Source organism: Blastomonas sp. AAP25 (assembly GCF_001295965.1).
GTDB classification, from domain to species: Bacteria; Pseudomonadota; Alphaproteobacteria; order Sphingomonadales; family Sphingomonadaceae; genus Blastomonas; species Blastomonas fulva.
In genome coordinates this window covers 156,529-175,654 of record NZ_LJHP01000005.1, presented here as the reverse complement: position 1 = coordinate 175,654, position 19,126 = coordinate 156,529, and the positions used below count along the sequence as shown (strand labels likewise).

At 64.3% G+C, this 19,126-nt stretch carries 15 protein-coding genes; 7 read left to right on the top strand and 8 right to left on the bottom strand.

Annotated features, from left to right (window positions below; translation table 11 throughout):
* The first annotated feature begins 49 nt into the window (after window positions 1-49).
* The 3 genes from IP68_RS05510 to IP68_RS05500 all read left to right on the top strand — a co-directional run bounded on the left by IP68_RS05510 (window position 50) and on the right by IP68_RS05500 (window position 4,235).
* Window positions 50-2,062 (top strand): bifunctional diguanylate cyclase/phosphodiesterase, encoded by a 2,013-nt coding sequence (locus tag IP68_RS05510; RefSeq protein WP_082382153.1) that lies wholly within the window; start codon window positions 50-52, stop codon window positions 2,060-2,062.
* Window positions 2,063-2,193: 131 nt separating this feature from the next.
* The gene (hemN, locus tag IP68_RS05505; protein ID WP_054133968.1) at window positions 2,194-3,537 is read left to right on the top strand and encodes an oxygen-independent coproporphyrinogen III oxidase; all 1,344 of its coding nucleotides are present in this window, start codon (window positions 2,194-2,196) and stop codon (window positions 3,535-3,537) included.
* Window positions 3,538-3,602: 65 nt separating this feature from the next.
* Window positions 3,603-4,235: an isochorismatase family protein gene (locus tag IP68_RS05500; RefSeq protein WP_054133967.1), complete on the top strand. Its 633-nt coding sequence runs from the start codon at window positions 3,603-3,605 to the stop codon at window positions 4,233-4,235.
* Between the two features lie 99 nt (window positions 4,236-4,334).
* Here IP68_RS05500 and IP68_RS05495 read toward each other — a convergent pair whose 3' ends face one another.
* The 5 genes from IP68_RS05495 to IP68_RS05475 are packed head-to-tail and all read right to left on the bottom strand — an operon-like array spanning window position 4,335 to window position 11,201.
* Window positions 4,335-5,546, bottom strand: coding sequence for a CaiB/BaiF CoA-transferase family protein (locus IP68_RS05495; RefSeq protein WP_054133966.1), 1,212 nt, complete (start codon window positions 5,544-5,546; stop codon window positions 4,335-4,337).
* 12 nt (window positions 5,547-5,558) lie between these two features.
* Window positions 5,559-7,436: a hydantoinase B/oxoprolinase family protein gene (locus tag IP68_RS05490; RefSeq protein WP_054133965.1), complete on the bottom strand. Its 1,878-nt coding sequence runs from the start codon at window positions 7,434-7,436 to the stop codon at window positions 5,559-5,561.
* A 4-nt stretch (window positions 7,437-7,440) separates the two neighbouring features.
* On the bottom strand, window positions 7,441-9,498 hold the full coding sequence (locus tag IP68_RS05485; RefSeq protein ID WP_054133964.1) for a hydantoinase/oxoprolinase family protein: 2,058 nt from the start codon (window positions 9,496-9,498) through the stop codon (window positions 7,441-7,443).
* A 57-nt stretch (window positions 9,499-9,555) separates the two neighbouring features.
* On the bottom strand, window positions 9,556-10,461 hold the full coding sequence (locus IP68_RS05480) for a hydroxymethylglutaryl-CoA lyase (RefSeq protein ID WP_054133963.1): 906 nt from the start codon (window positions 10,459-10,461) through the stop codon (window positions 9,556-9,558).
* Window positions 10,462-10,514: 53 nt separating this feature from the next.
* Window positions 10,515-11,201 carry a GntR family transcriptional regulator gene (locus IP68_RS05475; RefSeq protein ID WP_054133962.1) on the bottom strand — a complete coding sequence of 229 codons (687 nt, stop codon included), beginning with the start codon at window positions 11,199-11,201 and terminating at the stop codon, window positions 10,515-10,517.
* Between the two features lie 179 nt (window positions 11,202-11,380).
* Between IP68_RS05475 and IP68_RS05470 the strand changes: the two genes are divergently transcribed.
* From IP68_RS05470 to IP68_RS05455, 4 genes are all read left to right on the top strand, one after another.
* Window positions 11,381-12,133: an aspartate/glutamate racemase family protein gene (locus IP68_RS05470; protein WP_054133961.1), complete on the top strand. Its 753-nt coding sequence runs from the start codon at window positions 11,381-11,383 to the stop codon at window positions 12,131-12,133.
* A complete protein-coding gene (locus IP68_RS05465) occupies window positions 12,133-12,564 on the top strand; it encodes a nuclear transport factor 2 family protein (protein WP_054133960.1) in 432 nt (143 codons plus the stop codon). Before IP68_RS05470 ends, IP68_RS05465 begins: the two co-directional genes overlap by 1 nt.
* Window positions 12,564-12,962 carry a nuclear transport factor 2 family protein gene (locus IP68_RS05460; RefSeq protein ID WP_054133959.1) on the top strand — a complete coding sequence of 133 codons (399 nt, stop codon included), beginning with the start codon at window positions 12,564-12,566 and terminating at the stop codon, window positions 12,960-12,962. The genes IP68_RS05465 and IP68_RS05460 overlap by 1 nt, the downstream gene beginning before the upstream one ends.
* A 72-nt stretch (window positions 12,963-13,034) precedes the next feature.
* Window positions 13,035-15,551: a TonB-dependent receptor gene (locus tag IP68_RS05455; RefSeq protein WP_054133958.1), complete on the top strand. Its 2,517-nt coding sequence runs from the start codon at window positions 13,035-13,037 to the stop codon at window positions 15,549-15,551.
* Window positions 15,552-15,624: 73 nt separating this feature from the next.
* Here the strand turns inward: IP68_RS05455 and IP68_RS05450 are convergent, their stop codons facing one another.
* The 3 genes from IP68_RS05450 to IP68_RS05440 are packed head-to-tail and all read right to left on the bottom strand — an operon-like array spanning window position 15,625 to window position 19,078.
* Window positions 15,625-15,951 (bottom strand): DUF423 domain-containing protein, encoded by a 327-nt coding sequence (locus IP68_RS05450; RefSeq protein ID WP_054134331.1) that lies wholly within the window; start codon window positions 15,949-15,951, stop codon window positions 15,625-15,627.
* Window positions 15,952-15,953: 2 nt separating this feature from the next.
* Complete coding sequence (locus tag IP68_RS05445; RefSeq protein WP_054133957.1) at window positions 15,954-17,036, bottom strand: PLP-dependent cysteine synthase family protein; 1,083 nt, start codon at window positions 17,034-17,036, stop codon at window positions 15,954-15,956.
* On the bottom strand, window positions 17,033-19,078 hold the full coding sequence (locus tag IP68_RS05440; RefSeq protein WP_054134330.1) for a M3 family metallopeptidase: 2,046 nt from the start codon (window positions 19,076-19,078) through the stop codon (window positions 17,033-17,035). Before IP68_RS05440 ends, IP68_RS05445 begins: the two co-directional genes overlap by 4 nt.
* Window positions 19,079-19,126: the final 48 nt, after the last annotated feature.

The window sequence follows — 19,126 nt, the reverse complement described above, 5'->3', positions numbered from 1 at the left end:
CACGCATTTCAGACTTTTGTAAGCAATTGCCCATATTGGCATGCCTGTTATGTCAGGCGTTGTGCAACTTTCAGGGGCAGTCAGGGCCAGAAAGGTCGTCCACGACCTGTTTGCACAGGAAACCGACGATGCCGAACTGGCGCGCGCGCAGTTCCTGTCGTTCTCCAAGCAGATGCCGTTATTGTATTTGATACTCGTTTGCAACGCAGGCGCGGTGATGGTTGCTTTCTTTCAGCCCGATCTCATTTTCAAGACCTTCGTTCTTCCGGCAAGCATCTGCGTGATCGCACTCGTGCGCGCCGCCTGGTGGTGGCGGCAGGATGGTGCGCAGCTGTTTTCCGATGCGGAAATCGCCAAGAGCAACCGGCGGACCTGCATGCTGGCGGTCGTGATGACGCTGGCGTTCGAGTTCTGGTGCATGTGGATCTACAGCAGCGGCGATGCCTATGCCCGCGGCCATCTGACCTTCTTCCTCGCCTTGACCCAGGTCAGCACGGTATTCTGCCTGATGACCATGCGGGCTGCAGCGATGCGCGTCGCGGCATCGAGCACATTGTGCTTCGTCATCTTCTTCAGCGTGGTCGATGACAGCAGAATGCTGGTCGAGGCCGTGGTGCTGGGCTGCGTCGGGCTGGGGATGATGATCGTCACCCACCGCTACAATCTCGATTTTTCGAAGCTGATCCGGTCTCAGCGTGATCTGCGCAACCGCCAGGCCGAAACCGAAAAGCTCAGCGACGAGAACCGCCGGATTGCGCTCACCGATGCGCTCAGCGGCCTCCCGAACCGCCGCCAGCTGCTGGTCAATCTCGATCGCATCGATGACCAGACGGTCGATGCACTGGACAATCTGGCCGTTCTGTTCATCGATCTGGATGGCTTCAAGGACATCAACGACACCCATGGCCACCAGGCCGGTGACAGCCTGATCCGCAGCCTTTCCGTGCGCATCCGCGAGATCTGCCCACCGCATTCCATGCTCGCGCGGGTTGGCGGTGACGAGTTCGTGGTGCTGATCGAGACACCTCAGGCAGCCTCGGTCGCGGCATCGATGGCAGAGCGCATCAGCAACGAAATCGCGCTTCCCGTCCTGGTCGACCGGCACGTTCTGCAGGTCGGCGCGAGTATCGGGATCGCCACCAATGCCAACGGCGCGTGCACCTCGCACGAGCTGCTGCGGCGCGCCGATACCGCGATGTATCACGTCAAGACGGGTAAGAAGGGCAAGATCGCGGTCTATGACGCCGCGCTGGACCGCGGCCGCCTGCGCCGGATGGAAATCGAGGCGGAAATCGGCACGGGGCTCGACAAAGGCGAGTTCGACGTTTTCTACCAGCCGGTCATCGATGCGCATTCCGGGCAGATCGTGGCGACAGAGGCGCTGATCCGCTGGCCGCGGCGCGCAGCCGGCGTGCTGGTGCCGCAGCAGTTCATCGAGATCGCCGAAGCCACCGGACAGATCCATCCGCTGGGCATGTTTGTGCTGGAGCGCGCCTGCAGGGACGTGGGGCCGCTGGGCGATCTCAGCCTGAGCGTAAATGTATCGCCCGCGCAGTTTCGCGACCCCGGCTTCCTGCGCCAGGTCGCGCATGTGCTGGAACAGACCCGCTTTCCTGCAGGGCGGCTGCAGCTGGAAATCACCGAGGGCTATCTGCTGTCCCAGCCCGAAACGGCGATCCGCACGATCCGGTCGTTCAAGGCCATGGGCTTGTCGATCGCGCTCGACGACTTCGGCACCGGGTTCACCAGCATCCATTATCTGCGCACATACGGCTTCAGCCATGTGAAGATCGACAAGTCGTTGCTCGTGGATCTCGGCCCCGGCAGCAAGGCATCCTTCCTGGTTGCAGGCGCAATCAACCTGGCGCGCGGGCTGGATATGGAAGTCACCGCCGAAGGTGTCGAAACCCATGAACAGGCAGCTTTGCTCCGCGCGGCGGGTTGCGACAGGCTGCAAGGCTTCCTGTTCGGGCGGCCCATGCCGATCGCCGATCTCAGGGCCATGTGCGCGCAGGGCACGGGCGATCTGCGTCAGGGGCCCCCGGCACTTCGGGCGCTCTGATCACGGCGCCAGACAAGCACCGACCAGCGCGGCGCGAGGTCATCATGCAGATTTCGACGCCCCGTTGCGGCTTCCGCCAATTTTGACCCGCATCAAAGACCGGCATCGTCCGATGGCATAAACCATGCCTCATGTGGACCTATCACCCCGATCTGCTCGCCCGGCCCGTGCCGCGGTATACCAGCTACCCGACGGCGGCGGATTTTGTCGATGAGGTGGGGGCGGAGCAATATGCAGGTGCGCTTGCCGGAATGGCGTCGGCGACCCCGCTGTCGCTGTATGTCCACATCCCCTATTGCGACCTGATCTGCTGGTATTGCGGGTGCAACACGGGAGCTGCCAACCGCAAGCACCGGCTGACAGACTATCTCACCGCACTGCGCGCCGAGATCGCGATGGTCGCCAAGCGGCTGGGCGGACGTGGGCGCGTCCAGCATATCGCCTTTGGCGGGGGCAGCCCCAACGCGATCACTCCTGTCGATTTCGTGCGCCTGCTCGACCGGATCATGACCGTGTTCGATTGCAGCGACCCGGAGATATCGATCGAGGTCGATCCACGCACCTTCACGCTGGAATGGGCGCGTGTGCTGGCCTCGTCGCAGGTCAGCCGGGTGAGCATGGGAGTGCAGACCTTCTCGCCGAGGATCCAGGCGGCAATCGGCCGAGTGCAGCCGCTCGAGCATATCGAACAGGCGGTGATGAGCCTGCGGATGCGCGGTATCGATTCGATCAATTTCGATCTGATGTACGGCCTTCCCGGCCAGACACTCGACGATCTCGACGGCACGCTGGAACAGACCATCCGCCTCGCCCCCAGCCGTATCGCGCTGTTCGGCTATGCGCATCTTCCCACCATGATCCCGCGGCAGAAGCGGATCAATGCGAGCAACCTGCCCGATGACCGGCAACGCTTCGAACATGCCGCGTTCGGCTACCTGCGGCTGCGCGATGCGGGCTATGTCCCGGTCGGGTTCGATCATTTCGCGCTGCCATCGGATCCGCTGGCTGTGGCCGCACTGGAGAACCGCGTGAACCGCAATTTCCAGGGGTTCACCCATGACGGCGCATCGACCCTGCTGGGCTTCGGGGCGAGCGCGATCAGCATCCTGCCCGGGCTGATCGTGCAGAACGAGAAGAACGCCGGACCCTATCGCGCGCTGGTCGGCGCAGGGCAGCTGCCCGCCTCGCGCGGGGTCGCGCCCGATGCGCAGGACAGCGCCCGGTCCGCGATCATCAACGCCATCTTGTGCCGGGGCCGCGTGCGTCTGGCCGATGACCTGCTCCCTCCTGCCCGCGCCGCTCTTGCCGAGTTCGAACGGCGCGGGCTCCTTTTCTGGGATGCCGACATGCTCGTGCTCAACCCCGGATCAGAACCCTATGCCCGCGTGATCGCGGCGCAGTTCGACGGCTATCGCGGCGCGATTCATCCGCGTAGCGGACCTGTCAGCTTGCATTCCGCCGCTCCTGCCTGTTGAGGTTATGCAGGCAGCGCGGGCGCGAATCGCGCGCGCCTGCCTGAACCAACCGGGGGAGCCGAGCCATGACGACATCCGAGGCGCAGTCCAATTATGCTGGCGTGTTCGGCAATCGCATCGGCTTTGGCCAGCGGCCCGCCTTGCTGCTGATCGATTTCGTCCAGGCCTATTTCGACCGCGATTGCGTGCTCTATGCCGATGTCGAGGATGCGCTGGCCAGCGCGATCCGGGTGCGCGACGCCGCACGGTCGGCGGGGATCCCGGTCATCTACACCAACGTCGTCTATCATCCGAGCCTGCTGGATGGTGGGCGCTTCATGCAGAAGACGCCGCTGCTCAAGGTGTTCGTGGAGGGGTCGCCGATGGGGGCCTGGCCTGAAGGGCTTGAGCCCAGCGCCGACGAGTTCGTGATCTCCAAGCAATATCCCAGCGCGTTCTTCGGCACCTCGCTGGCGGCGACGCTGACCGCGATGGGCGTGGACAGCGTGATCCTGACCGGGCTTTCCACCAGCGGCTGCGTGCGCGCGACCTGCGTCGACACCTCCAGCCACGGCTTCATCCCGATCGTTGTCGCCGATGCCTGTGGCGATCGTCACCAGGCCCCGCATGAGGCCAACCTGTTCGACATGAACGCCAAATACGCCGATGTCGTCAGCGAAGCCGAGGTGCTGGAGCATCTGGCAGGGCTGAAGGGCTAGCGCTTCACCATTTCAGTCGTCACCCCCGCGAACGCGGGGGTCCCGCTTCCTTGCCAAGTCTGCGCAAAAGCGGGATTCCCGCGTTCGCGGGAATGACGGTTACACCGCGCCTGCAGCCTTCAACTCGGCAATCGCGGCCTCGTCCAGCCCGAGAAGGTCCCCATAGACCTGCGCGTTGTGCTCGCCGATGCTCTGCGGTGCGAGGGTGCGGATGCTGCCGGGCGTGTCGGACAGCTTGGGGAAGCTGTTCTGCATCGCAAACTTGCCCCAGCGCGGGCTGTCCACCTCGACCAGCGCATCGCGCGCCTTGAAATGCTCGTCCTGCAACATGTCCGCCGCGCCATAGATCTTGCCTGCGGGGACACTGTATTCGATCATCAGCGCCTCGACCTGCGCCACGGTCAGCGTCTTGGTCCAAGCCTCGATCAGCTCGTCGAGCTCGGTCTGCCGCTCGCCGCGCGCCAGATGCGTGGCATAGCGGGGATCGGTGGCAAGTTCGGGCCGCCCCATCGCGGCGCACAGCCGTGCGAACACCGCATCTTGGTTGGCGCCGATCAGATATTCGCCATCGCTGCACTGATAGACGTTGCTGGGCGCGACGCCTTCCAGGATCGATCCGGTCCGCTGGCGAACATGGCCGCCGACCATATATTCGGGCACCAGGCTTTCCATCACCTGCAGCACCGCCTCATAAAGCGCGCTGTCGACGACCTGGCCCTTGCCGGTGCGCTCGCGCGCATGCAGCGCGGCAAGCGCGCCCATGCAGCCATAGGTCGCAGCCAGGCTGTCGCCGATCGAAACCCCCATGCGGCTGGGCGGACGATCGGGATCGCCAACGATTGCGCGCCAGCCGCCCATCGCCTCGCCGATGCCGCCAAAGCCCGCGCGCGACGAATACGGCCCGGTCTGGCCATAGCCCGAAACACGGACGATGATCAGCCGCGGGTTGATCGCATGCAGTGCGTCGGGCCCCAGCCCCCATTTTTCGATCGTGCCGGGCTTGAAGTTCTCGATCAGGATATCGGCCTGCGCGGCCAGCTTGCGCACGATCTCCTGGCCTGCCGGAATGCGCAGGTTGGCGCTGACCGATTTCTTGTTGCGGGCGACGACTTCCCACCACAATTTGTGCTCGCCATGGCCCCAGGCACGCATCGGATCGCCGCCGGCCTTTCCGCCTTCGGCTGGCGGTTCGACCTTGATCACTTCTGCGCCCATGTCGCCCAGCAGCTGGCCGCAGAATGGTCCCGCGATCAGCTGCCCCAGTTCGATGACACGGATGCCCGCCAGAGCCCCCCGGTTTTCTTCGCTCATCGAATGTGTCCCTTATTCTGCGGCGATGGCGTGATGAGCCCAGCGCGGCTGGATCGGCGCGGGAAGCCCGGTTTCGGCAAGGCAGTTGGCGCGAAGCTGCTCGATGCTCGGGCCATAATCGAATAGCGGCAGGTCGGGCCGTTCGCTGCGCATCTGGGTGCGCAGGGCTTCGGTCGCCGCCGCATCGAGCACGCCATCAGCATCGGCGATGACGCCATAGGCCTTGGCGCCTTCCGATGTGACCAGACCCTGGCGGATTTCCTTGGCCACCAGCTCGGGCGCGCGTTCGAGCGGGTCACCCCAGCCGCCGCCGCCCCAGGTGATGAAGTGGAGGACGTCGCCCGCCTCGATCGCCAGATCCTCGACCTTGTTGCCGACGATGGTCTGCGTGCCGTCTGCCTTTTCGAGGATCTTGCGCGCCCTTGCCCCCGGCTTGCCGCCGTTGACTCCCCAGGGCGGAACGAACCAGCGATCGTCATGGATCGCTATGACGCCCGGCTCGAGGAAGCGATAGGTCATGATGATGCCGTTGCCGCCGCGATGCAGGCCTGCACCGCCGCTGTCGGGCACGGTCTCGTAGCGTTCGATGACCAGCGGGAAATAGCGCTCCAGAAACTCGTTGGGCACATTGGTAAAGCCCGGCCACAGCGAATGGCCATCGGGTCCGTCGCCCATCGGCCGCCCCGGAATACCCCCAAAGCCGATCTGGAACAGCTGGAACCACTCGCCCTTTTTGTCCGTGCCCGCATAGAACAGGTGCGGGGACGACGAGAAGCCGGCGGCATTCAGGAACTCGGGGGTCTTCTGGCCGAGCAACCCGCCCAATATGTCGAAGATGCGGCCCAGCGCATGGGTGCGGCCCGAGAGCGCGGCAGGGTAGCGCGGCTTGAGCAGCGATCCTTCGGGAATGCGCACCTCGATCAGATCGTAGAACCCGTCGTTGAACAGGATCTGCGGATCGAAGACCATGATCATGTAGATGCCGAAGAACATCTTGAACATGTTCTCGTTGAGCAGGAAGTTGATCGAGGCCTGGCTCTGCGGATCGGTGCCGTCGAAATCGAGGATGACCTTGTCGCCGTCGCGCCACATCGTGCATTTGAGCTTGTACGGCCCATAACCCATGCCGTCGTCGCAGATATAGTCCTCGAAGCTCACCGGCTCCTCGCTGATCGCCTGGGACAGCAGAACCTTCATTGCGCGGTGGTTGCGTGCCAGCAGTTCCTGCGTCGCCGAGACATAGGTATCGACGCCGAAGCGCTCGCTCATCTCGATCACCCGGCGCGCGGCGACGCGGCACGAGGCGATCAGAGCGTTGAGGTCCGCCGCGCACCACGCAGGCGTTCGGCTCTGATGCAGCACGAGCTTGACGAGGTCCTCGTTGTAGACGCCCTTCTTCCAGATCTTGACCGGGGGAATGCGCACGCCTTCCTGGAAGATGTTGGTTGCATCGATCGGCATTGATCCGGGCACCTTGCCGCCGATGTCGCTCTGATGGCCGAACATCGCGGTATAAGCCAGCAGACGGCCGTCCTTGAACACCGGCAGCAGTACCAGCCAGTCGTTGCAATGGCTGATCGCGCCGCCGACCGAATAGGGGTCTGACAGGAAGATCATGTCGCCATCCTCGAGCGTGCCGTCATAGCCCTCGAGAAATCCACCGATGAAGCTGCCGAACTGGCCGACAATCATGCGTCCAAGATGGTCGGCGATCAGCGGAAAGGCATCGCCCTGCTCGCGGATACCGGGCGACATCGCGGTGCGCACCAGGGTCGCGTCCATCTCGATGCGCGCGTTGCGCAGTGCGTTCTCGATGATGTCGAGGCTGACCGGATCGATGGTCTTGGTTTCGAACGGGGTGTCGTTGGTCTGGATGATCGTTGCGGGCATGGGTTCAGTTCCCCGTCTTGAGGGTGATGAGGATATTGCCGACCGCATCGACCGTGCCGGTGCAGTCCGCTTCGATCAGCGTGGTCGAATCCATCTCGATGACGATCGCAGGCCCGGGGATCACGTCGCCTGCCAGCAGCTTCGACCGATCGTAGATCACCGCAGGCATCATCGCGCCGTTCATCCACAGTTCGTGGTCGCGCAGCTTGGCCGCTGACGGATCGCCGGTGCCTTCAGCCAGCGTCGCGGCGGGCAGGTCGAGCGCCTGGCCCATAGCGACGGCACGCAGGTTCACGATCTCGTGCTCGCTATCCATGTTGAAGGTGAACAGCCGGTGGTGTTCCTCGTCGAAGCGCCCGGTGAGCCATTCGACGCCGTGGGTGTGCAGGTCGTCGCGGGTGACCGCCATCGGCACCTCGAATGCTTGCCCGGCATAGCGCACATCGACCTCGAAGGTGATCGTGACGTCCTCTTTCGCGACGCCTTCGGAGACCAATTCGTCGCCAATCTGGGTCGCCATCTCGTCGAGGATACCGCCCAGTTCCTCGAGCGTGGTCTGAGATGCCAGCCGCGAGAAGCTGCGCGCGGTTTCGGTGCGCATCCGCGTGGTCGCATCGCCCAGCGCGCACAGCACACCGGGGCTGACGGGAGAGACCGCAGGCCAGCTTCCCATCAGCCGCGCCACCGCGTTGACATGCAGCGGGCCCGCGCCGCCAAATCCCATCAGCGCGAAATCGCGCGGGTCATATCCCTGCTGCACCGAAATCATGCGCAGCGCGCCGAACATGTTCTCGTTGACGATATCGATGATGCCGCGCGCCGCGGCATACAGATCGATCTTGAGCGCATCGGCGATGGTCTGCACCGCCTTTTTCGCGCCCTCGCGGTCGAGCTTGAATGTGCCGCCGAGCAGCGCCTCGGGCAGATAGCCCAGCACGACATTGGCGTCGGTCACGGTGGGCAGTTCGCCGCCCTTGCCATAGGCCACCGGCCCCGGCACCGCGCCTGCCGATTGCGGGCCGACACGCAGCGCGCCGGTCAATTCAGGCACATAGGCGATCGACCCGCCGCCCGCGCCCACGGTCTTTACGTCCAGCGCCGAGGCACGGACCGAAAGATGCCCAACCTCGGTGGTGCGTACGCGGCGTGCCTCGAGGTTCTCGATCAGCGCGACATCGGTCGAGGTGCCGCCGACATCCAATGTCAGGATGTTGCGGATCCCGGCGTTCTTTCCGACCCAGATCGCCCCGGTAACGCCGCCTGCAGGACCCGACATCAGCAGCGACACGGGGTGCTCCTCGGACTTTTCGGAGCTCATCAGACCGCCGTCGGAGCGCAGCAGGGCGAGCTTGCCCGCCATTCCGGCATCACGCAGGCGGCTGCGCAGATTGCGGACATAGCGGCCGACGACGGGGCGCACCGCAGCGTTGGCGACGGTGGTCAGCGTGCGTTCGTATTCCTGCATTTCGGGCAGCACGATATGGCTCAGCGAAATCGGCACGTCGGGCATGATCTCGGCGGCCAATTCGGCGACGCGGCGTTCGTGCGCACCGTTCAGATACGCGTTCATCAGGCTGACGGTCAGTGCCTCGACGCCTTGGCGCTTCAGCGTCTTGAGCGCCGCGCGGATATCGGCATCGTCGGTCGCGCGCACCTCTTCGCCTTGCGCCGACATGCGGCCCTTGACCTCGACCGTATCCTCGAGCGCAGCGAGTGGCGTCGGCTTGGGCCACACGATCCAGCCGGCAAGGCCTCCGGGGACGAAGCTCCGCGCGATCTGCATCACCTGGCGGTACCCCTCGGTGACGATCAGACCGACGCGCGCGCCCTTGCCCTCAAGCACCGCATTGGTGGCAACCGTCGTTCCATGCAGGAATATCTCGACATCGGCGGGCGTGATCCCCGCGCTGCCGCAGATCGCCTGCACGCCGACAAGAATGCCTTCCGAACTGTCATGCGGGGTGGAAGGAGTCTTGTGCCGCCAGAAGGCACCTGTTTGTTCGTCGAACAGCAGCAGATCGGTAAAAGTCCCGCCGACATCGACGCCCAGCCTGTAACTCATTCCTTCACCCCTTGGCTTGCCGGGCGAGCGCGCCGCGGCAGGTTGATGTGTTGCCCGTCAGGCTGCGGCGCGTGCCACCAGCGACGGGAGTTCGCGTCCCAATACCTCTGCCATGCAGCGGTTGGCGGCGATCACCGCGTCCAGATCCATGCCGTGTTCGATCCCCGATTGCTGCGCGAGATAGATCAGGTCCTCGGTGGCGATGTTGCCGGTGGCCTTGGGCGCGAACGGGCAGCCGCCCAGCCCGCCCAGGCTGGCATCGAGCGTGGTCACGCCCGCCTGGATCGCCGCCCAGGCATTGGCGATGCCGGTGCCGCGCGTGTTGTGGAAATGCGCGCGCAACCGCACATCGGTCGGCACGAACTCGCGCAACCGGCCATACAGATCGGTCACCTGTGCAGGCACGCCGACGCCGATTGTGTCCGCCAGCGCGATCTCCGCAGGCCCTGCCTCGAGAACGGCTTTTGCGATATCGACGATGCGCTGCGGCGGCACGTCGCCTTCGAACGGACAGCCGAACGCCGCGGAAATCGTCACCTGCGCGACCAGCCCTTCGGCCTTGGCAAAGCGGATCATCTCGCTGGCTTCGGCGATCCCCTCGGCGACGGTCTGCCCCTGGTTCTTCTGGCCAAAGGTGTCGGTGGCAACGATGACGCAGCCGATCTCGTCGACGCCGCGGCGTCCGCCCTCGCGGGTGGCCAACGCGCGCAGCACGCCGCGCTTGTTGAGCGTGAGGCCGATGTACGAAACATCGTCGCGGTCGGGGAGCCCGGCGATGACGGCTTCGGCGTCCGCCATCTGCGGCACGCGCTGCGGATGAACGAAGCTTGCAACCTCGAGCCGCCGCACACCGGCATCGATCATCGCGCCGACCATCGCAAGCTTGTCAGCCGTCGATACGATGTCGGGCTCGTTCTGCAGGCCGTCCCGTGGGCCGACTTCAACGATCTGAATGTGTCTCATCGTGGAGTTTGTATACAAAATGATTTTTCCCGTCCAGCCACGTTAGTTGGCGTTCAGTCGTTTGCGCGCTGCTGCTGCTCTTTTCTCCGCAGGGCGGTTATGCTGAAGGCATGGAAGGCGCGGCGGATGTGACTGGTCATCACCGCGCGCGCCCAGTGTGAATCGCGCGCGATGAAGGCCGCAATCAGTTCGCGGTGGTCGCGCGCCGACTGCAGCAGTTCCCCTACCCGGTATTGCTTGGCGGTGCGGCTCACCACAGGCTGCTCGATCAGCATCGGCAGCATCGCGCTCAACCGGGGCGACCGCGCCGCCTCGAGGATGATGTCGTGAAAGGCGCGGTTGTGCGCCAGAAACGCCGCCACATCGGGGGGATTTGCTGAAACCGCCTCATCCAGCAGATCCGAAATCCGCGCGATCTCTTCCAGCTGGCGCGCGGTGATGTTGCGCGCTGCGCGACTGGCGGCATGCCCCTCCAGCATGCCGCGCAGCACGAACATCTCGTCGATGTCGTCGGCCGACCAGTCGGCGACGAACAGCCGCTTGGAATCGCTGCGCACGATCAACAACTCGTTCTCAAGCCTGCGCACCGCCTCGCGCACCGGGGTGCGCGACACGCCCGAGATTCGCGCCAGCTGCTCCTCGGTCAGCTGCTCGCCAGGCTCTGCATGTCCGGACAGAACGAACTGGCGAATCTTGTCATAGGCAATATCGGAAGCGCGCGGCGACGCAGCTTTTTCCATTGTTTTCAATCCCATCCCTTTGCCCGGCGTTCGTCAGGGTCCCTCGCCGGGCTGTTGCCACTTTGCATCATGCGGGCTTCAACTGAATTTGCCTATTGACGATAGACATTTGTATACAATAGCGTCAACCTGTAATGGATCGATGAGGGGGTGCTCACGATCCGGGAAGAGGGGTTTGCATGCCGGACGATTGCCGAATCAAAGTCATCGTTCCCATCCCCATGGATGCTGCAGGCGTAGCCTCGCGCGCGGCGCAGCTTCCTGCCGATTTCGTCCGCCCCGGCTTCACCCCCGAGTTCATCGCGGTGCCTTGGGGCGCGGCGTTGGGCGACAGCTATCACGACATGCTGCTGATGGACTGGACCGTGTTCCAGAGCGGGATCACCGCCGAGGAAGAGGGCTATTCCGGCGTGTTGATCGATACGGTGAGCGATTCGGGGCTGCGCGCGCTACGCTCGCGGCTGACCATCCCGGTGATCGGCCCGGGCGAAGCAGCCTTTGCCGCCGCAATGATGCTGGGCAAGAAGTTCACCGTGCTCACCATGTGGCCCGAATGGTTTCCGCTCTACCAGAAGACGCTGACCGAATACGGCCTGTGGGACCGCGTCGCCTCGCTGCGATCGATCAACACACGTCCCGATGTCACCGAACTGCTCGCGGGCAAGGAAGAGGTGATCTTCGACAAATTGAAGGCAGAGGCGACCCGCGCGATGGAGGAGGACGGCGCAGATGTCATCGTACTCGGCTCCACCACCATGCACCAGTCGGCGGCGTTCCTTGCGGCAAATCTGCCGATCCCGGTGATCAACCCCGGCCAGATCGCGTGGAAGTTCCTCGAAAGCCTGATCGAATGCGGGCTGACGCACAGCAAAAAGGCGTTTCCGATGCCGGAAGTGCCCAAGGATGCAGACATAAGAAAGGGTTGGTTCTGATGGCAGACTGGTCACCCGGATGCGGAGGCCAAGCGCCTTTGCCGTATCCGTTTTACATCGACATCGTCACAAAGCGCTATTTCGACGGTGTCGACAACAAGAACATGGACCAGGTGCTCAACTGCTTTGCACCCGATGCCACGCTGACCGAAGTCACCTCGAACACCGTGCACCAGGGCCGCGAAGCGATACGCGCGATGTTCATCAAGCTTTTCGCCGATTTTGAGCAGATCTGGCACGGCAATTTCGTGCATGTCGCCGACCCCGTATCGAATGCGGTGTGCTCGCAGTTCACCGTGCTGATCACGCCCAATGGCGGTGAGCAGCTGCGCTACGAGAACTGCAACCGCTTCTACCTCGAAGACCGGCTGTTCAAGGATGTGCATGTCTACATGAGCGGCGACAATCTGCTGAAAGAAGGGGACGCCTGATGCAATATGCACCCACGCTCAGCCGTGACGAGCTGATCACCTTCGCCACGCAGACCTATTTTGCCAGCGTCGATGCTAAGGACATGGCCGCCACGCTTGCCTGTTTCCATGACGAGGCGCTGTTCACCGTCCAGACCAGCTTCACCACCCACGCGGGCAAGGCCGAGATCGAGCGGATGTTCGTCGATTTCTTCGGCGCATGGGAAACGATCGTCCACCGCGACTTCACCTGCACCGTCGATGAGACCAACGGGCGGATAGCCGCGAGTTTCATCGCCGATCTGACCGCCGCCGATGGCAGCGTGACCAGCCTTACCAACACCAATTTCTGGCGCCTGCGCGACGGCAGGTTCCAGGAAGTCCATGTCTATATGAGCGGAGCCAATGTGCTGGTCTGACGACCACATTTGAACAGCCGCCAAAACAGCATCCGGTTCGGGGGAACCAAAGCACTTCAGGGAGTTCACAGCATGCGCCTATCCAGCCTCTTTGCCGCAGCATCGGCCACCGTTCTTGCCAGTGCGCTGGCGACGCCTGCGCTCGCCCAGGCCACCGACCAGACCGAAGCGGTGGACGATTCGGTCATCATCGTCACCGCGCGCCGCCAGAATGAAAGCCTGGCCGATGTCCCGGCTTCGATCACGGTGTTCACTGCCGATTCGATCCAGAAGACCGGGGTCGAGACCGCCGACCAGTTCGTCCAGCTGACCCCGGGCGTCACCATCGTCACCGGTACTGCGGAAGCCGGCGACACCCAGATCAACATCCGCGGCATCAACGGCGCGCGCGACGCGGAAAGCTCGGTCGCTCTGGTCGTCGACGGCATCCTCAAGACCAACACCGCGCAGCTCAACCAGAACCAGGGCACATTGAGGCAGATCGAAATTCTTAAGGGTCCGCAGGGCGCGCTGTATGGCCGCAACGCGGCAGCCGGCGCGATCGTCATCCAGACGCTGAAGCCCGGCGACACGCTCGAGGCGGGGATCGAATTGAGCGCCGCAGAACAGCAGACCTATCGCGGCAACGCCTTCATCTCGGTGCCCTTGGGCGAAAACGCCGGGTTCGTGCTGTCGGGATCGTATTTCAAGACCGATGGCTTTTATCGCAACATCTTCCTGAACAACTCCAAGACGATCGACGACCAGGAAATCTGGTCGGTCGACAGCCGCTTCGTCGCACAACTGGGCGACCGCACCGAGATCGACGCCAAGGCGCGCTATTCGGACCTGACCGGCGCCTCGATCAACTTCAACGCGGCGTTCCACCTGCCCAATTTCGCGGGTGCCAACCCGGCGTTCTTCGAGGATGTGAACCGGCACCCGTTCAACTTCTACAACAACATCCGTCCGACCAACGACCAGACGACGTTCGATGCCTCGATCAAGCTCGAGCATGAGTTCGATTTCGCCAAGCTGACCCTGTGGGGCCTGTACAGCGATGTCGACCAGTCGCTGACCGCCGATGGCACCTCGGCGGACTTTGCCCGCTTCACTTTCCCCGGCGCGACCGCGGCATCGCGTGCGGCCTCCAACGCCTGCTTTGCCAGCACCGCACAGCTGCGGGGCTTCCCGGTCAACCAGCCCGGCTTCATCGGTGCAACCCCGGTGCCGTTCATCTTCGCGCCCGCGACCGGATCGACCTTCGGTCCGTACAGCCCGACCACCTGCGATGGCACCCAGTATCAGATCCGCCAACAGGAAGACTTCAGCGGCGAAATCCGCCTGTCGTCGAACGGCGATGGCCCCTTTAACTGGCAGCTGGGCGGCTATTATCTGAACATCAGCCGCGACGTCGGGGTCAGCCTGGGCGCGGATCTGGGCCAGGGGATCATCCGCCAGCTCTACAACGCACCCAACACGACCAACCCCACCACCCAGCTGTATTTCGACCGGTTCAGCACCGACGTCTACGCCGCGTTCGGATCGGCGGATTACAACTGGAACGATGTCATCAACATCGGCCTGGCGCTGCGCTATGACATCGAGGATCGCAGCGTGTCCAACCGCGTGCCTCTGGTCACCGATCCGTTCACCGGCGGCCCGATCAACCCCGGCCAGGCGCGCGGCCCGATTGCCGACAAGTCGGCCAGCTACAAGCAGCTCCAGCCCAAGCTGACCTTCCGCTGGGCGGTGGCAGACAACGTCAACCTCTATGCCAACTGGGGCATCGGCTTCAAGGCGGGCGGCTTCAACAACTCGGGCTCGGCAGCGGTGATCGACCAGTCTTTCAACCAGTTCATCGGCTCGAACGTCCGCATCACCGACAATTACCGCAAGGAAAAGTCGAGCGCGTTCGAAGGCGGCATCAAGGGATCGGTGTTCGACGGCAAGGTCACCTTCGATCTGGCCGGCTATTACACCGATGTCGATGACATGCAGTTCTTCGAATTCTTCGTCGGTGGCTTTGGCCTGCTGCGCGTGGTGTCGAACATCGACGAGGTGCAGATCTACGGCGCCGAGCTCAACCTCAATGCAGAGGTGACCCCGGGCTGGACGATCTTCGGTGCGCTCAACGTCACCGAAAGCGAGATCAAGGCCAATGCCTCGCGTCCGCAGACGGTGGGCAACAAGTCTCCCTCGACCGCGGATTACACCATCAACCTGGGCACCCAGATCGTCGCTCCGATCTCGCGCAGCTTCGATCTGGTCGCACGCGCCGATTATCGCATCACCGGCCCGACCTGGTTCCACACGCTGCAGGAAGACAGCGTGCCGACCATCTTCAGCGGGCTGCTGCCGGGATCGGCGCTGGCGCTGCCCGCGTTCGTCGGCGATGCGGACTATTCGGTCACCCGCCGCCAGGCATTCGGGGTGCTCGATGTGCGCGCCGGGCTAGAGGGCGAAAAATGGCGCGTGACGATGTTCGCCGACAATGTGCTCAACCGGCGCTATCTCAACGAGGTGATCACCGCGGCCGAATTCGGCGGATCGTTCATATCGCCGGGCGGTCTGCGCCGCCTCGGGGTCGAGGTCGCCTACAAGTTCTGACACTGCACTCCTGGCCACCGTTGCCCGCGTGCTTGCGCAGGCGGCGGTGGCCATCCCCTTTATTGGCGGCCCTTCAGGCCTTAGCGTAGATCCAGGCCGCCCAGAGCCAGCCTGCGATCAGCAAAGTGCCGCCGATCGGGGTGACCGCGCCCAGCCAGCGTGGCGCGCCCAGCGCCATCAGATACAAAGTCACCGCAAAGATCGCAGAGCCGGCCAGCAGGGTGAGCGCAGGACCCCTTGCGGTCCCCATGATCGCCAGCGCCGCGACCGCGTGGACCAATTGATACATGCCGCCGGTGCGCAGCCATTCGGCCTGCTGCTCACCCGCGGCGGCATGCGCGCCGAACGCGCCCGCCGCCACCGCAAGGGCTGCCGACACGGCAGCCAGAACCGCGATCATCATCACAGAATTCCCTTATCGTTCGGACGCAGCATCGCAGCGATGTGATCTGCCGAAGACTGCCAGTCGATGCCGCAGCCAGCCAGCCACGCATCGTCGTAATAGGTGCCGCCATAACGCTCGCCGCCATCGCACAGCAGGGTGACGATGCTGCCGGTCTCGCCTGCGGCTGCCATCTCCTGGATCAGCGTGGCGCAGGCGACCAGATTGGTCCCGGTCGATCCGCCCACGCGCCGTCCGAGCCGATCGGAGAGAGCGCGCATGGCGCCGATGCTGGCGGCGTCTTCCACCGCGATCATCCGGTCGATCACGCCCGGAATAAAGCTGGGCTCGACGCGCGGGCGGCCGATGCCCTCGATCCTGCTGGCGCAGCCCTCGGGCAGCACCGTTGCCGATCGGTCGTAATAATGGCGGTGGAATACCGAATGCTCAGGATCTGCAACGCATAGCCGCGTGGGGTAGCGCTGATAGCGCAGATAGCGGCCGATCGTGGCCGATGTGCCGCCGGTGCCCGCGCCGCAGACGATCCAGTCGGGAACGGAGTGCTCCTCCTGCGCCATCTGCGCGAAGATGCTTTCGGCGATGTTGTTGTTGCCGCGCCAGTCGGTCGCGCGCTCGGCGTAGGTGAACTGGTCGAGATAATGCCCCCCGGTTTCCTCGGCCAGCCGGTGCGCAACATCGTAGACCGTGCGCGGATCATCGACCATGTGGATCTCGCCGCTCTGGAAGCGGATCGCATCGAGCTTGGGTGCGGCGGTTGTCGCGGGCACGACCGCGATGAAGCGCAGCCCCAGCATCCGCGCGAAATACGCTTCGCTCACCGCGGTCGAGCCCGACGACGCTTCGATCACGCAGCTTTCGGGGCCGATCCACTCGTTGCACAAGGCATAGAGAAACAATGAGCGCGCCAGCCGGTGCTTGAGGCTGCCCGTGGGGTGCGAGCTTTCGTCCTTCAGATACAATGTGATGCCGGGATAACGCGGCAGGTCGAGCCGGATCAGGTGCGTGTCGGCCGAGCGGTTGTAGTCCGCTTCGATCCGCCGCACCGCCTCGTCCAGCCAGCCGCGCGGGCACAGATCGCTCATTCGGCAACGTCCTGCAGCCCGTGCCGCACCAGCATCGCCACCGGATCGGGATCACGGCCGCGGAACGCGCGGAAGCTTTCCGCCGCAGGCCGGGTCGCGCCGCGCGCCAGCACCTCGGCGCGGAAGCGATCGCCGGTAGCGCGGTCGAGCAGGCCCGCTTCGGCAAATGCCATGAAGCCGTCCGCCGCAAGCAGTTCGGCCCACAAATAGCTGTAATAGCCCGCCGCATAGCCGCCGGCGAAGATGTGGCTGAACGCGTGCGGGAAGCGGTGCCATTCCGGCGGGCGGATCACAGCCACCTCGTCGCGCACAGCCTCGATCACCTCGACCGGATCGCTGCCCATGGTGCCCAGATGCAGCAGCATGTCGAACAATGCGAACTCGATCTGGCGGATCAGGAACAGCCCCGCCTGGAAATGCCGCGCCTTGACCAGCCGGTCGAACAGATCGCCGGGCAAGGGCTCGCCGGTGCGGTGGTGGCCCGACATCGCGGTGAGCACGCTGCGGTCCCAGGCGAAATCCTCCATCAACTGGCTGGGCAATTCGACCGCGTCCCATTCGAAACCGTTGGTGCCCGCGATGCTGGGCCGGTCGACCTGGGTCAGCAGCAGATGCAGGCAATGGCCGGTCTCGTGCAGCAGCGTGCCGACGTCGCTGTGGCTGAGCAGCGAAGGCGCATCGGCCCCGGCGGGCGAGAAGTTGCACACCATATAGGCGACCGGAACCTGACTGAGATCGCCATCGCTGCGCCTCGGTCGTGCCTCGCCCATCCACGCGCCGCCGCGCTTGCCGGGCCTTGCGAACAGATCGAGATACAGGCCCGCGACCACGCTGCCGCTTTCATCGACGACATCGAAGAAGCGCGCGTCGGGGTGATAGAGCGAGGCGTGGGACCGCTCGGCCAGCGTGATGCCGAACAGCCTGGCGAGCAGGTCCTGCCAGCCCGCCATCACGCGTTCGACCGGGAAATAGGCGCGCACCTCGGCCTCGTCGACCGCGTACAGCGCCTGACGCAGCCTGTTCGAAGCAAAGCCGACATCCCAGGGCTGCAGGTCGGCGATGCCGAGCTTTTCGGCGGCGAAGGCCCGCAGTTCGTCGAGGTCGCGCTGGGCGGCGGGGCGTGCACGGCCCGCGAGATCGCGCAGGAAGCTCAGCACCGCGCCGCCGTCCGAGGCCATCTTGGTGGCGAGCGACCATTCGACCGGATCGGCAAAGCCCAAAAGCTGAGCTGCCTCTCGCCGCAGCTCAAGGATCCGCGCGATGCGCTCGGAATTGTCGAACTCGCCCGCATTTGGTCCCTGGTCGGAGGCGCGGGTGCCGAAGGCGCGGTAGACGCGCGCGCGCAAATCGCGGTTTTCGGCGAAGGTCAGGATCGCATTGACGGATGGCATCTGCAGCGTCACCCGCCAGCCCGCCTCTCCCTTGGCGGCAGCAGCGGCGGCGAACATCGCCTTGTCGGTGTCCGAGACACCCGCAAGCTCGCCTTCGTCGGTGATCAGTTCGCCCCAGGCGTCGGTCGCATCGAGCACCGCGCTACCGAAGGTGTTGGACAGCGACGACAGCTCGACCGAGATCTGCTCGAACCGCTGCCGCGCATCGGCCTCCAGCGCGACGCCCGAGAGCCGGAAATCGCGCAGCGCATGCTCGACCGCCACGCGATCGGCCTGGGCCAAGGCGGCAAACTCGGCCGTCTGCGACAGCGCGGTGAACACGTCGAACAGGTCGCGATTCTGCCCGACCTTGATCGCGTTGGTGACCAGCCGCTGCTCGCCTTCCTGATAGGCGGCGCGCAATTCAGGCGAATCCGCCACTGCATGAAGGTGCGACACCGCCGCCCAGATGGCGCTGAGTTCGGCTTCGGCGCGCTCGAACGGCAGCCAGGTATCCGCAAAGCTTGCGGGCCGCGTGGTCGTCAGCGTTTGCACAGTCGCGGCGTGGCGCGCCAGCGCCTCGTCGAGCGCAGGCGCGATCTGGTCGGCGGTGATTTCGGCAAAGCGCGGCAGCGCGCGCGTATCGAGCAGGGGGTTGGGGCTATCGATCATGCCTTCCCCATAGCCCAAATCGGCGGGCGGTCAGGCAAAAAAATCGGG